Raw genomic sequence first — 12,378 nt, 5'->3', positions numbered from 1 at the left:
CAGGGACTCCATTCAGAGGTAGACACAGTTACGTTTACGCCACATCAGGTAGCCGTAGTTTTTCCGCGTGTTGGGTGGATTTCTGCCCGCCTCCCAGCGCATCACACTGCGCCCGAGAGGGTGGCACTGACCGCTGTCCGGATACATATTCACCATCTGATAGCGCCACCGCTCTTTTGGGATGATCGGAGACGGGTATTCGTAGCAGACCGCCACATCTGCGCCGACGGTCTCCATGATTTGTCCCTGCCGGTGAAGCTTGTAGGCCATTCGCTCACTGAGTAACAGCGATGACTGCAGGGGACTGGACTCGTTGCTGGCCCAGCCAGAAAACGGGTACATCGAACCCTGAGAGCCGGCGCACCAGAACAAAATATCGAGTGGTTTGTTGAATGCACTGGCAATCGCATCTGCCGCACAGGCGCCCTGGGCGATCGGGTTAGCAAACAAAATCGCTTCCGGATTCAGAATGGTGGTCAGGCTGCTGTCCACCCAGGTCGGGTCGATTTCGGATAAATAGGCAATATCCATATCGCCTCCTTCCAGGCACCCGGCTGAGGTCATGATGTTCAGCCAGTAGGTCAGCGGATACTTGTACCAGTGGACGTGATAGAAGGCCCCGTTCACCTGCCTGTCATCCTTCTTAGCCGTACCCATCCCGGTCTTGCCGAGATTGATACTGAATCCCCCGAGGTTCACCATGCAGCCAGGTGAACGGCTGACATCCGTCATGGCCATCGGCTCCCAGTAGCCAATCGCCAGACCGATACGAACAAATATCGGGGGCGGTGCGGGACAGTACTGAACCGGACTGGCCGGATTCACGGTATCCGGGCCACCTCCGGCCGCAACCGACACACTCCCGATGGACATCGGAAAAATGCATTGCCAGCAGACATCGGTGATCGGGTTAACAAAACGTCCCTCGCAGGAGGGGTCCGCAGCCGCACTGAGGCTGTATCCCCACATCATCAGGGCACTCAGAAACAGGGTCAGGGATTTCACTGAAACGTCCTTATTTAACAGGAAAGGTTTCGATATTCAGCCGCTCACCGGAGGGCGCCGGCGTAATACGCGCCGGCACACTGGTCAGGCCGAACCGTTTTGAAAGCACACCGTTCTGGTCAAAATAAATCCGGCTGTCCAGCGCAGCCGAGGTGTCAGGGACGCTGCCCCGGACCAGGATAATCTTGCTCATCAGCGTTTCCGGCACCTGGCGTTTCATCCAGGCTATCTGGTCAGGATCGTCGCCGTTGATAAAGTACAGGGTCTGCATAAAGGGCACGGTTTTCAGGGGATTGATGAGCTCGCCCTGGTGAGCAAACACCCGCCCTTCGTTATCCTTCAGGTCTTCCGTCAGGCGAATGCTGGGGTCAAACCAGCGTTGCGCATATTTCTCCGCTCTGTGCAGCCCCTCCACCGGGGCCGGGCGCTGGCTGTTCTCGATCACCCGCTGCTTAAACTCGCCCATTGTCTTATCCCACTGGCCGGATTGTTGCAGTCCCTGCAGCCGCTGCGTGATAAGTTCCAGCATGTCCTGCTCACGGACGGGCCATAAATCCCCCCAGGTTCCGAGGTCGGCGGCATAGGTCAATGGCGACAACAGACAACTGGCTAGGAGGTAACGACGAAGACGTATCATTCGCGGCCTCCTTTCATCCGGCGGGCGATGTCCGTCTGGATTGTCCGGGTCACATCGGGAGCGCCCTGAACCACCGCCGGCGAGACCAGGATGAGGACATGATGTTGTAGCTGGTAATCCGCCAGGCTCTGCTCCAGCGCACTGTTAAACCGCTCCGACAGCGCTTTGGACTGCGCCTCTGACAGCTGTTTCTGACTGACACTGTCCATAAAACTGTCGAGCGTTTTCTTCATATCAAAGGCCACCACCCGCGGCGTGGTGTACTCCAGTACCACCCGCGTGAGGAAGACGTTGGTCGCCAGCGTGAAGAGCACCAGGGCAACGATGACGGAAACCCGGCGGAAGGTTGAGGACGTCGTGCTTGTCTGTTTTTCTGTACTGTTTTCCATCAGGCTGTATTCCTTACGTTATCGCGTGCGATGCGGGCTTCCAGGTCAGACATTTCTGCCGGGAAATTCCGGCTGGCCAGCTCGTACACCGCGTCGTGAATGTCCGTTCCCTGCTTTTTGCGACCTTTGATGTACTCGAAATCGGCCCCGCTTGAGGAGTACATTGCGCGGCTGAGGGGATCGACGAACAGACGATGCCAGGATGTATGTGCCTCCACCTGCAGCATGAAGGAGCTGAACCACTGGTCTTTGGCTGACCCAAAGCTGTTAATCATGTCCCGCTGCATTTGCGTAAACTGATCCGGGTAGAGCTGGTTATATTTGGCAAACTCTTTGGCAGACTGCTTAAGGATGACTTTGTATGAGGAGTTACCCCAGGCCGCCCGGGCCGCACTGGATGCGGTGGGTGAGTCGAAATCCACAATATTTTGCGTGATGGTGATATATGACCCCAGGTGGCGGCGCGCGGTACGGTAACCCTTCTCAATAAAGGTGCCGACTTTTTCGTTTTTGAAGTCCAGCAGCCGCCAGCCCTCGTCAATGACGTTCAGTTTCTTCAGGCTTCGGGGGGACTGATACATCCGGTTTTCAATGTAGATAATGAGCGAGAACATGACCGCGACCAGCAGGGAAGGCCGCGATTCAAGACCGCCCAGCTCGAGGACCACCATCCGGGCATCATCGTGCAATGACGGTTCATCGGAGTTGAAGTAATCGCCGTAGATACCATTCACCGTGTACTGGTCGAGCAGAATAATCATCTCGTCCAGGCGGCTGCGAATGGTCGGTGACTCGGCGTACTCCTGACTCTCTTTCGCGGTTTTGAGAAAATCGACCACATCATCGATACGGGCCTTATTACGCTTGCTCAGCCAGGCCGCCTGCACCGCCTGTAGCAGCAGACCTTCATGCACCTCATCCAGGTTGCCGTTCGGGCTCGCCATCACCGACATCTGGTCGCGGATACGCTCAGCCGACAGGTCAAAATTGGCGTCATCCAGAATGTTGGCAAACGGGTTGAATTTCAGTGAGTCACCGTCGAGGTAAACCCCGCCCATGTTCTCGCATAAGGACTTATAGCCGTCGCCCATGTCGAATACCCAGGCAAAACCGCCAGAGTCCAGCACGCTGCGGATCAGTGGCTGAATAAGGCCGGTTTTACCCGCCCCGGAGGTCCCGCAGACCGCCATATTGAAGTTGGTGTTGTTCATCCCCTCATAGAACAGGTCGATGAACGCCAGCTGGTTGCGATAGGTGGGCGCCAGTAATCCGGCAGGCGCTAACGGACTGTCGGCAACAACCGGCAGCAGGTTGGCCACATTGAAGGTTTCTGCCCGCTTGACGACACCTGCAGCCTGAAGCTCTTTGAAAAGCCCCTCACCGGATTTAAACGGCAGCATGGCCAGATAATTTCGCAGATGGTGGTAACGTGCGGGCAGCAGCTCAAAGCCGCCTTTACGATAGCTGTTGAGGATCTGCTGCTCGGTCGCCAGAGAGGCTTCGGCGTTATCGTCGGTGTAGGCCGTGATATTAAAGAAGTAACTCACCAGCGAGGACTGATTCGTTGCCAGCCTCTGGCGGATGTCCCCCCACTCCTGAACCTCTTTTTCCACGGACGGGAAATACTTCGCATAGGACGTTTTGCTTTTTTTCTCCAGATCGAGGTACTTCAGGTTGGCCTCGTTCTGGGTCTTCACCTGGTCCTCCACCATTAACGTCAGCGTGATGACAAACGGGCAGGAGATGGAGAGCTCCGGGTTCAAGAGGTTGGCGTAGTTGTCCGCACTGGTCCAGAGGAAGGCGATTTCCGGATCGCGGGCCAGATGATAATTGGTAACACGGGTGACTTTCTCTTTACCGTTCCGGTCCAGCAGACCAATCTTCAGGTGGTTTGCAGTGACCTGCATATCAAAACTGTCATCCACACACTGATAATTCAGGTCCTGGTACGGGTCCAGTTTGTAAGGCTTACGGTACATTTCACCCGGATCAGGGTTCACCTGTTCACGCACGATATCGACCAGGCCCTGGGCATCCAGTATCCGCGTTGGAATTTGCGCCCCCTGCAGGGAAGCCCGGATGATTTTTACCTGGTTCTCCAGCTCGACGATCTGTGCTTTCGAATGTTTCTTTCGGGGTACACAGCAGGAGATAAAGACACGGTAGTTACGCAGAGTCAGGGGTAAATCCATCCCCGGAGGCAGGGAGAACTGTGTTTCAGCCGCCCGAAGATAATAGGCGCGGGTAATGGCATTAAACTTTTTGGCCTCTTTACCGCTCCAGCTGAACTCCCGTAACCCATACTCAATATCGTCCCCGACCAGCTTGCTCGAGATAAGATTAATGGTCACCGGAACACCGCGGGGAATTTTGGTTCTCAGCAGGTTTTCCAGTGAGGCCACGATATGTGCGTTAGCGCCCGGTAAAGGCCGGGCCTCAAACATAAAGCCGACGGTTTTGGTATTAATAAACAGTCCGGTCGCAGAATCATAATCCTTATAGGGCAAAACCCGGCTGAACTGTGGGAAATTCATGCTGCCCAGCATGTCGTTGGCTTTGGCAGATTCGTCGGGCAATTTAAACGCAGACACCAGCGAATTCACGGCCTGAGCGACGGTATCCATGATGTTATTACTCATGCAGGCGTTCCTTAATGAGGGGGTAATTAACCATCTAAAATACAAATCAGATCATCGCGAAAATATCAGTATTAACGGTTTAATCACCGCAGGAGAAGGTAAGCAGGCATAAAAAACAGCAATAACATGGCGGCCCCCAGTTGCCAGAAGAAAATAACGTCCCACAAAAGCGCTCCCCGCCATAAACAGATAAGAAACGTAATAACTAACGCGGCCACATGAAAACCAACAACAGACCAAAAGAGTACTGCTGAGATTTCACTACCACTGTCTTTAATTCGTAAACAAGCAAGATAGAACACCAGTAAGCTACAGATAATAAAAACACCATCATGACTAACGCTCTGAATGAAATCAGGCGTGTACTCTCCCGCCAGTCCGTTATAAGTTAATCTGACACCAAGATAGATTAGCCAGTAAATAGCAGGAATAAGCAGAAATCCATTTTTTTTAACAAACCCCATTGTCATCACCCCTTTCATTTATTGATACCGTTCAGAGCTTTCAGTTGTTTTTCGCGAAATTTATTCATTTCACCCTCACGGATTTTTTTGCTTTCCATTAGCATTTCTTTTTCTTTACACCCTGACGCGAGTTCGTTTGCGTAACCGAGAGTTAACGGCTCAGACGAATTATCATCGTTAACGTCAAGGGCCAGCAGCAATACTTTACCCGCACAGGGTGTTTCTTTCGCAATTTCGCTCAGTTGTTCTGGAGTAGCTGGTAGTGTTTCAAGATAATCCTTGTAAAAAATACACAAAAGTAACACGCCAGGGATGCAAACTAATATAAAAATCAAGGGAGGTTTTAAAAAAAATATCTTCATTTATTTTTAGCCTCATACAATTTCCACTGCCGGATATAAACGTCATATTCAGGTTTAGGGACATTGATAGTGACACCCGCACAATCCAGTTTGTTGACAGTATCAGTAAACGTACCTGTTGGAATGTTCACCTCCAGGAGCTTGCAGTCACTCTTCCAGTGTTTCCCGGCTTCTAGCTCATCCATCGTGAATGCCCCTCTGGTAAAGACGACAACCGTGACAAACGCAGCCAACGTTATAAGCACACTAAAGATAAATGTATTACCTCTGTTGACTCGCAGATTAATTTTTTTAGGGATGATAAACATGGCCAGTGCCACGACAAACCCGGCAAAGATAAGAAATAAGCATACACCATTCAGCCAGGCAATATTAACACCGTCGATATAGTAAGCAGTCATTTCCCACCCCGGTGTATAGAGTCCATCGCATCGTTCAAAGACTCACTGATTTTTATTTCAATGCAGTACCAGAGTCTGATGCAAATAAAATGATATTCTTTCACTATCGTCTCAATCGAGATTATTGAAATTGCATGACTTCCAATCCATTCATTCATATCAGCAGTGGCTTGCGTTTCATCACGAGAGATAAAGAATGAACTCTCTTTATCGCCAGGAAAGTCTATAAAGTTAATCATCCTGTATCACTCCTGATTTTTGGATTTGTCATAAGCAGATATGGCCATGTCGTACCTGTCCGTCGCGACATTAACAACAATACCTGAACAATCCAGTCGGTTAATGTTACTGGTTAAAAAGCCGGTAGGAATATCAACCTCCTTCAGGGTGCAGTCAGTCGACCAGTATTTACCGTCCCTAATTAAGTCATCATCGCTGGGTAAAGATTCCTTGTAAATTAATAAAGCAATTATCAACACGCCAGTCAGGCAACAAAAGAAGTTTAAAACGTTATCATTACCCATAATGCTCTCCAGAAGAAAAAACACGCTACCGCCCATCCCTTTCAACGCACAGGGCACTCGTTTTAAATCCGGTATTAATTCAGTATTCACAGCGCCATTAACGGCGCTGCTAATTAGTTAATGCGGGGCTGGCCCCACGCCGATGGTGTAACAACAAATACAACCGTTGTGGGCTGGTGATAGACATCCTCAGAATCAACGTAAGGCGCTATCCATAATGACGCTGTTTGCTCACCCTTTCTTAGCGGCCTTGGATAATTACCGGGTACCGTAGACGGAGAGGTATAGGTACCAACACTAACCGGCCTGATATATACCGGAGCAGTCCGGGTTCTCAGGACGTCATCATGATTGACCGGTACCGTATTCAGGAACCCGGATTTATTGCTCACCGTCACAGCTGGCGCAGTATTTCGCACCGGATTAATGACTGGCTGAGGCGGCAGCGGGTATGAGTTTGGCGAAGACGTCCTGAAATTTCCGTCAGCCAGTCGTGGCAACCCTGCCGCAGCCGGCTTTGCTGATGCGTTTTCCTCCAGGGCTTTTGCTTTCTCATTCGCCTGCTCCATCGTCATACAGGTATCGGATGTTGTGGCATTACATTCAAAATCGGACTCTGTGCCCGCGCACCCGGTTAAGAGCAAAGCGCTGCCCAGAGGAATTAACAGTATTAATTCCTTCATATATTCCCCTTTATATTCCTGGTGGGTTATTTATGGTGTTTAACCCTTGTTGATACCCTGACTTACTGACCTGAGTTTTCGCCCCTCGACATGGCTCCCGGCGAGAACTGATGCGGGTCCAGCTTGCCCAGCTTCTTCAGCATCTCATCGGTATTAAAACCATTCAGGTTCCCGCCGGATTGCTCTGACCTGCTCTCAGGTTGTTCGGGTTGCTCCTGGTTCTGCGCCTGCTGTTGTCCATTTTTCTCCGCTTCGAGCTCCTCAATAGTTTTCAGCTGGAAACCGTCCTGAAACACTATGGTGACTTCGTTGCCCGCGCCGATCGGGATCACCGCGTGATACTGCTCAGCGCGTTTGATGTAGTAATCGCCTAACGTCTGTGCCGCTTTCGATGATCCGCCGCCAATCCCCATTTTCAGGACATCACCGGCGCCAACGGAGGCTGTGGCACCCAAACCAACAGCTGGCTGCGAAGCTCGCTCAATCCCTTGACCAATCCCTTCAACAAAGCCTGCCCCCCAGGCCCAGCCGAGGATTTTTCCGTTACGCATCACCACTTCCCCTTTTATGCCATTCTTGCCCATGAAAGAGACGTGCCCGGCTATCGGCTGGTCGATAGTTTTGTCGCCTTTGATACAGCTGATATTGCGGGTGCGAACGATGGCGCGCTCACTCGATACGTCCCCCCAGGCTTCGAGGCCGACAAAGCAACCCGTCAGGTCATAGGTTTTGCTGTTCGGCATTTCCACATGCCCAATAATTCTCAGCGACATCGGTACGGTTGATTCATTCCCGGTAACGGAAGCGTTGGCATCAGCACCTTCGATCAGCTTGCTTTTGGCAAAGCTGCCTGACGGAATGTAGGGCAGTGACTTCGTTTTCTTACCGCGGTCATAGCTGAACGTTTTGCGCTGTATCTGGTTCGGTACCGGTACGGCCTGATAGCTAACCTGTGGAGCCTGCACGGTGCCATTGCCAGGATAGAACGCTGTTGGCGGAGGGACTGCACCACCAGACTGCGCGGGGAAATTTGCCGGCTGCGGCTCCCCTTCCGGTCCCGGCGGCGGCGAGGGTGGCGAAGGCGCAGGCTCGCCGCCAGACACGGCTGGTTTCACGCCCAGCGTCTTCAGTTGCTCCTGCATGGCCACATTTTCATTGCTGAGTTTGTCGATACGGATCTGGTCTGCGCTGCGCGCTTTACTGAGCAAATCCACTTCCCCCTGCAGAGCGCCAAAGCGCTTATTCAGATCTGCTGCAGTGGCCTGCATTTCCGTGGTCGCATGTTGCTCCACCTTACTGTTGAACTGGCTGTCCACCACCCCGGTCATGTCCGGCGCCGGTTCACCCTGTACGGGGGCTTCTTCTTCTGAACTCAGATTCAGATCGGACAGATACATCCCGCCAGCAATCGCACATGCACCACCGACAAGAATGAGGACCAGCCAGAGATACTGTTTACGTTTGATTAGCGTATTAAAGTTGGCCATCAACGTGACTCCTCTGCCGTGGTGACCCAGACCTGCATGCGACCACCGCCAACCAGCTGACTCGCGGAGCCACTGAGCATGATGGCGCGCGTTCCCGCCTGCCAGAAATCGCTTTCCCGGATGTTTCGCGCCGACAGCGTTACATTTTCAACGTTGTACAGAACAACTTTTAGATGGTGACCGGTCAAGACCCGGGCCGCCGTGGCGCGAAGGCCGGCAGGCACGGATAACACTTCTGATGTGACAGGGATGGACTGGTATTCATCAGGGATCTGGCCCTGGCGAACAGCGCGGTTCAGCGAAACAAGAACGCTTTCATACGGGTTGGATTCCTCCCATGATTTAGCCGGCCCGGGCGTGCCAGTGAGCTCGGATACCAGCTGGATAGTCCGGCCCACTCCGGCACGCGGCACCGCACGGACAGAAAAGTTGAGGCCGCGCTCTGTTTCCACAATAAACGTGAATGGTTTCTTGCTGACCGTAGCAAGGATCGCCCCGCCACTGTCGGTCTGCTCCTGGTTCGTCAGCCCGCCATCCAGACTGTTAATGGCGGTGATCCGGTCTCCTGGTACCGTGAAGAGGTTTGGGTCTGTGTTGCTGACAGCGATGTTTGCCTGTCCGCCGTTGGCCAGGGGTACAACAGTCGGTGCCAGCGTACCGCTGAGGGTGGCCGATATCGCAGGTAGCGAAAAAAACAGGCAACCGGAGATAAATAACGGGTTAATTATTTTCATTATTTATTTCTCCAAAACGCGCCAGCCAGCTGACACCATCAACACGATTAAACTGCAGGACGTAACTTTTAATTTCACTGTAGGGCGCAGAATCCCCTATCCAGGTTTTCAGTTCTCCACGGTAATCCACCCGATTTTCTGCCGGATACGCACGAACAGACGTCATATAAAAAGTGGAGTTCACGTTATTGTCTTTTATCCGCTTCGCATCTTCAGCCAGCTGGACCTTAAGACTGTTCTGTGAGGCAGGTAATACATACCGGAGCAGCTGTTGATGCTGGGCGTCGACCGTTTCCGGCGTGACATTCAGACGTAATGCAATAAAGCTCATGCCCAGTTGTTCAAGATAAGAAGCGTCCGCCTGATTCTGAGAAACAGCGAAAGGCGCATTGAACAGCATGGGAGTCACCGCCACCTTCTGTTCGTTCTGAAGGCGGTAGTTATTAATCCCCAGAATGATATTGGTAGACAGACTGAGAAGAAGGACTGTCCCCATACAGATATATCCCAGCGCAATGACACGCGAGGTGCTGAGTCGGGCGCCATGTTCCATGTGTTATTCCCCACTGTTTTATTTAATCCACTGCCGGAAACAGGAGTCCGGGATATCGTGAAAAAATCCTTTAAGAAGGGATGTCGGCAGATACCAGTAAATAAGGTCGCGCAACCAGGTACTGCCCCGCCCTTTTTTGAGTTTCTTAATACCCCAGAAAACCAGTACCGCTGCAGCTATACCAAAGAGGAACTTACTGGTCCAGAAACCCCAGCCGAGGCAAATGACGGCCGGGATAAGCTCATCGAGATATAAACCAAACCAGCGGGACTGGTTTGTCAGTGTTTCCGGGAAACGGTATTTCTTTAATTCGTCTCCCGTCATCACCTTTATCCTGTTAGTAACCTGCGACCGACATACCGACGGTAATAAAGGTCGAAATGATGGCGAAGCCAAACAGGAACTTCACGTTTTTGGTCATCATATACATGATGCCGCCCGCGATAACTTCAGCCAGAACAACCCATTTGACCACGCTGGAAGACTTGCCGAAGGTGCCTTTCACGGTGGTATCACCGGATTTCATCAGGTCTGTTGCGGTGGTGGTGGCCATAGCAACGTCCGGGAAGAACGATGCCAGAACAGCCAACGGCAGCGCAGCCTTGGTCACTTTCAGCGCTGTCTTTTTATTGAAAACGCGTGACATAAAAGACGGTTTGGTTTCTTCAGAGAAAGCATTTCCCTGAACACTTAATACAGCATTCATATTTATTTCCTTTAAAAAGAATGATTATTTAAAACAGCTAGAAAACTTTAAACTACATAATTTATTATGTCTTTTTACCTCCTGGCTCAGTGATTTCTGAATTATAAAAATCCGGGAAACGTTCAAGGTGATCTTTCAATCGCAAATATGCCTCAGACGTTTTACTTCTTCTGCTTCTGTCTTTAGCTTTGATTAGCCGACGATTAGTCTCTTCATCCAGCTTCAGAAGCACATTTTTTCCTGGCGCAGATCGTGCGTTACTCCTAACCGCTCTTTCCAATCGTCCTCCAAAAAAACAGTTAATAAACTTTAATAAAGTTTACATTGACAAGAACAAAAGTAAACAAATAAAGGTGGGATTTTGAGTAAATCCCACTTACATTCATTTACCGGAAATGTCCTTTGATTATAGAAAACCCTTTTCGGGCAAGAGGCTTTGATATATTAGAAATGAGTATATGGTAAAGTGATGATGAGATTTGAAGTAAAATTAATTCATCCTGGTTACTAACCTTTAATACCCTTCGTATTTCCAAGGAATAATTTCTCGATGTTTTCTCACTAATACCAATAAGATTTGAGATCTGACCATGAGTAAAGCCGAAGGAGTGTAAATGTAGCACATACCATTTATTAACGTTCTCCTTAGCCAAAGAAGATATAAGATCGAGAAAAGAATTTTTAAAGGAAACCAACTTATCGGAAAAATCAAAATCCAGAGTTTTAATGTTAACAAAAGTCCACTTCGTATAAACCCTGTCACATACAAAAAAACCTTCAATTAAAATGCTACAATTATATTTACCGATCGTAACACCATCAACGATTTTCCCCCCTCCATATGTAATTACACGGACATCTTCCTCGTTAAGAGATCTTAAATCAGAGTGTGAGAATAGAGAAAAAACCTTACTTATATTAATATCTTCTAAAATTTTTGAAGTTAACAATAGATTGCTATGGACGATGATACCCGATGAATCCCGAATGAGACATGGACAAGACGAAACATCAGCCAGATGGAATAAAGAATTCACCAATTCCGTTTGACTGCATACTGAGTTTTGACTACGATCCTTCGCACACATAGGTTGCCTCCTTAGAAGGTTCTATGGATAGTTAGCGTCAGAGGGTGCATCCTCTGACGCTAATGTTTCTCAATTTTTAAACTACACCTGAATTATAAAACTCACTTTCAATAAAGTCACCAAATAAGCATAGATCTTTATTCTGAATAATCATCAATGAATAGAACAATTATTCATCCTTGAATAAAAAAGCACTCTATTTATACAATCAATCACCTTTCTACGAAAAGTCTTATTCTACTCTTCGTCTTCGCTCTCCTCGTCAGGGAAAAATCGGAGCATAACCTCCTGAACATCATCCCGGATATTTTCAATAAGTCCCGGCCACTCCCATCTCGGATTTCCACTGACATGAGGACTCAGGCATTCAATGCCGAGAACTTTATTAACTGTAAATTGCGTTTTAATCACACTTTCCAGTAAGGCCTTGTTGAAGGCCATCTGATTGAAACCAGATTCTTTGCGTTCCATCTGAGCTTCATAAACACGCAAGCCTAGTTCCAGCAACATTGTTGATATGCTTGAAAAGCTGATGTCCTTATCTTTTGCCCCTTCAACACGTCTTTTCTCAACAATCGCATTAATTTTATCAGCAACCTCATCACTGACATAAGCCTGAACTTTAGCCACGTCATACTCCTTATAAAAATCCAGATTTCATATTTTATAAACTCCAGCCATTACGCATGAATCGTCCACGATTCGA

At 49.7% G+C, this 12,378-nt stretch carries 18 protein-coding genes; all 18 read right to left on the bottom strand.

Annotated features, from left to right (window positions below; translation table 11 throughout):
- Positions 1-12: 12 nt before the first annotated feature.
- Positions 13-972 carry a conjugal transfer pilus assembly protein TraU gene (traU, locus tag HV127_RS31050; RefSeq protein ID WP_229295972.1) on the bottom strand — a complete coding sequence of 320 codons (960 nt, stop codon included), beginning with the start codon at positions 970-972 and terminating at the stop codon, positions 13-15.
- Positions 973-1,015: 43 nt separating this feature from the next.
- A complete protein-coding gene (gene traW, locus HV127_RS31045; RefSeq protein ID WP_064343535.1) occupies positions 1,016-1,642 on the bottom strand; it encodes a type-F conjugative transfer system protein TraW in 627 nt (208 codons plus the stop codon).
- On the bottom strand, positions 1,639-2,031 hold the full coding sequence (trbI, locus tag HV127_RS31040) for a type-F conjugative transfer system protein TrbI (RefSeq protein ID WP_064343534.1): 393 nt from the start codon (positions 2,029-2,031) through the stop codon (positions 1,639-1,641). The genes traW and trbI overlap by 4 nt, the downstream gene beginning before the upstream one ends.
- Positions 2,031-4,670, bottom strand: a complete 2,640-nt coding sequence (gene traC / locus HV127_RS31035) for a type IV secretion system protein TraC (RefSeq protein ID WP_182240937.1) — start codon at positions 4,668-4,670, stop codon at positions 2,031-2,033. Before traC ends, trbI begins: the two co-directional genes overlap by 1 nt.
- Positions 4,671-4,753: 83 nt before the next feature.
- Positions 4,754-5,134 (bottom strand): hypothetical protein, encoded by a 381-nt coding sequence (locus tag HV127_RS31030; RefSeq protein WP_100663260.1) that lies wholly within the window; start codon positions 5,132-5,134, stop codon positions 4,754-4,756.
- Between the two features lie 14 nt (positions 5,135-5,148).
- Positions 5,149-5,496: a hypothetical protein gene (locus tag HV127_RS31025; protein ID WP_064386070.1), complete on the bottom strand. Its 348-nt coding sequence runs from the start codon at positions 5,494-5,496 to the stop codon at positions 5,149-5,151.
- A complete protein-coding gene (locus HV127_RS31020; RefSeq protein ID WP_064386072.1) occupies positions 5,493-5,897 on the bottom strand; it encodes a hypothetical protein in 405 nt (134 codons plus the stop codon). The genes HV127_RS31025 and HV127_RS31020 overlap by 4 nt, the downstream gene beginning before the upstream one ends.
- Entirely contained in the window at positions 5,894-6,136 is a 243-nt protein-coding gene (locus HV127_RS31015) for a hypothetical protein (protein WP_064386074.1), read from the bottom strand. Before HV127_RS31015 ends, HV127_RS31020 begins: the two co-directional genes overlap by 4 nt.
- Positions 6,137-6,142: 6 nt before the next feature.
- Entirely contained in the window at positions 6,143-6,421 is a 279-nt protein-coding gene (locus HV127_RS31010) for a hypothetical protein (protein WP_064386123.1), read from the bottom strand.
- Positions 6,422-6,534: 113 nt separating this feature from the next.
- On the bottom strand, positions 6,535-7,104 hold the full coding sequence (traV, locus tag HV127_RS31005) for a type IV conjugative transfer system lipoprotein TraV (protein WP_074182910.1): 570 nt from the start codon (positions 7,102-7,104) through the stop codon (positions 6,535-6,537).
- Between the two features lie 62 nt (positions 7,105-7,166).
- Entirely contained in the window at positions 7,167-8,591 is a 1,425-nt protein-coding gene (traB, locus tag HV127_RS31000) for an F-type conjugal transfer pilus assembly protein TraB (protein ID WP_064386076.1), read from the bottom strand.
- Positions 8,591-9,325, bottom strand: a complete 735-nt coding sequence (traK, locus tag HV127_RS30995; RefSeq protein ID WP_182240935.1) for a type-F conjugative transfer system secretin TraK — start codon at positions 9,323-9,325, stop codon at positions 8,591-8,593. Before traK ends, traB begins: the two co-directional genes overlap by 1 nt.
- A complete protein-coding gene (traE, locus tag HV127_RS30990; RefSeq protein WP_064386078.1) occupies positions 9,312-9,878 on the bottom strand; it encodes a type IV conjugative transfer system protein TraE in 567 nt (188 codons plus the stop codon). Before traE ends, traK begins: the two co-directional genes overlap by 14 nt.
- An 18-nt stretch (positions 9,879-9,896) precedes the next feature.
- Entirely contained in the window at positions 9,897-10,202 is a 306-nt protein-coding gene (gene traL, locus HV127_RS30985) for a type IV conjugative transfer system protein TraL (RefSeq protein ID WP_032744112.1), read from the bottom strand.
- A 13-nt stretch (positions 10,203-10,215) separates the two neighbouring features.
- Entirely contained in the window at positions 10,216-10,584 is a 369-nt protein-coding gene (gene traA, locus HV127_RS30980; protein WP_064386081.1) for a type IV conjugative transfer system pilin TraA, read from the bottom strand.
- Between the two features lie 64 nt (positions 10,585-10,648).
- Complete coding sequence (locus tag HV127_RS30975; protein ID WP_172686697.1) at positions 10,649-10,810, bottom strand: TraY domain-containing protein; 162 nt, start codon at positions 10,808-10,810, stop codon at positions 10,649-10,651.
- Positions 10,811-10,970: 160 nt separating this feature from the next.
- Positions 10,971-11,672, bottom strand: a complete 702-nt coding sequence (locus HV127_RS30970) for a hypothetical protein (RefSeq protein ID WP_094898581.1) — start codon at positions 11,670-11,672, stop codon at positions 10,971-10,973.
- 237 nt (positions 11,673-11,909) lie between these two features.
- Positions 11,910-12,302, bottom strand: a complete 393-nt coding sequence (traM, locus tag HV127_RS30965) for a conjugal transfer relaxosome DNA-binding protein TraM (RefSeq protein ID WP_053390193.1) — start codon at positions 12,300-12,302, stop codon at positions 11,910-11,912.
- Positions 12,303-12,378 lie beyond the last annotated feature (76 nt).

Source organism: Klebsiella sp. RHBSTW-00215, from assembly GCF_014103785.1.
Taxonomy (GTDB): Bacteria; Pseudomonadota; Gammaproteobacteria; order Enterobacterales; family Enterobacteriaceae; genus Klebsiella.
The sequence above is the reverse complement of the archived record's forward strand: the minus strand, read 5'-3'. Positions and strand labels throughout refer to the sequence as shown.

Bases quoted from the DNA above. Each gene is read 5' to 3' on its own strand.
- traU (WP_229295972.1), bottom strand. From the start codon at position 972: ATGATGTGGGGATACAGCCTCAGTGCGGCTGCGGACCCCTCCTGCGAG.
- traW (WP_064343535.1), bottom strand. From the start codon at position 1,642: ATGATACGTCTTCGTCGTTACCTCCTAGCCAGTTGTCTGTTGTCGCCA.
- trbI (WP_064343534.1), bottom strand. From the start codon at position 2,031: ATGGAAAACAGTACAGAAAAACAGACAAGCACGACGTCCTCAACCTTC.
- traC (WP_182240937.1), bottom strand. From the start codon at position 4,670: ATGAGTAATAACATCATGGATACCGTCGCTCAGGCCGTGAATTCGCTG.
- HV127_RS31030 (WP_100663260.1), bottom strand. From the start codon at position 5,134: ATGGGGTTTGTTAAAAAAAATGGATTTCTGCTTATTCCTGCTATTTAC.
- HV127_RS31025 (WP_064386070.1), bottom strand. From the start codon at position 5,496: ATGAAGATATTTTTTTTAAAACCTCCCTTGATTTTTATATTAGTTTGC.
- HV127_RS31020 (WP_064386072.1), bottom strand. From the start codon at position 5,897: ATGACTGCTTACTATATCGACGGTGTTAATATTGCCTGGCTGAATGGT.
- HV127_RS31015 (WP_064386074.1), bottom strand. From the start codon at position 6,136: ATGATTAACTTTATAGACTTTCCTGGCGATAAAGAGAGTTCATTCTTT.
- HV127_RS31010 (WP_064386123.1), bottom strand. From the start codon at position 6,421: ATGGGTAATGATAACGTTTTAAACTTCTTTTGTTGCCTGACTGGCGTG.
- traV (WP_074182910.1), bottom strand. From the start codon at position 7,104: ATGAAGGAATTAATACTGTTAATTCCTCTGGGCAGCGCTTTGCTCTTA.
- traB (WP_064386076.1), bottom strand. From the start codon at position 8,591: ATGGCCAACTTTAATACGCTAATCAAACGTAAACAGTATCTCTGGCTG.
- traK (WP_182240935.1), bottom strand. From the start codon at position 9,325: ATGAAAATAATTAACCCGTTATTTATCTCCGGTTGCCTGTTTTTTTCG.
- traE (WP_064386078.1), bottom strand. From the start codon at position 9,878: ATGGAACATGGCGCCCGACTCAGCACCTCGCGTGTCATTGCGCTGGGA.
- traL (WP_032744112.1), bottom strand. From the start codon at position 10,202: ATGACGGGAGACGAATTAAAGAAATACCGTTTCCCGGAAACACTGACA.
- traA (WP_064386081.1), bottom strand. From the start codon at position 10,584: ATGAATGCTGTATTAAGTGTTCAGGGAAATGCTTTCTCTGAAGAAACC.
- HV127_RS30970 (WP_094898581.1), bottom strand. From the start codon at position 11,672: ATGTGTGCGAAGGATCGTAGTCAAAACTCAGTATGCAGTCAAACGGAA.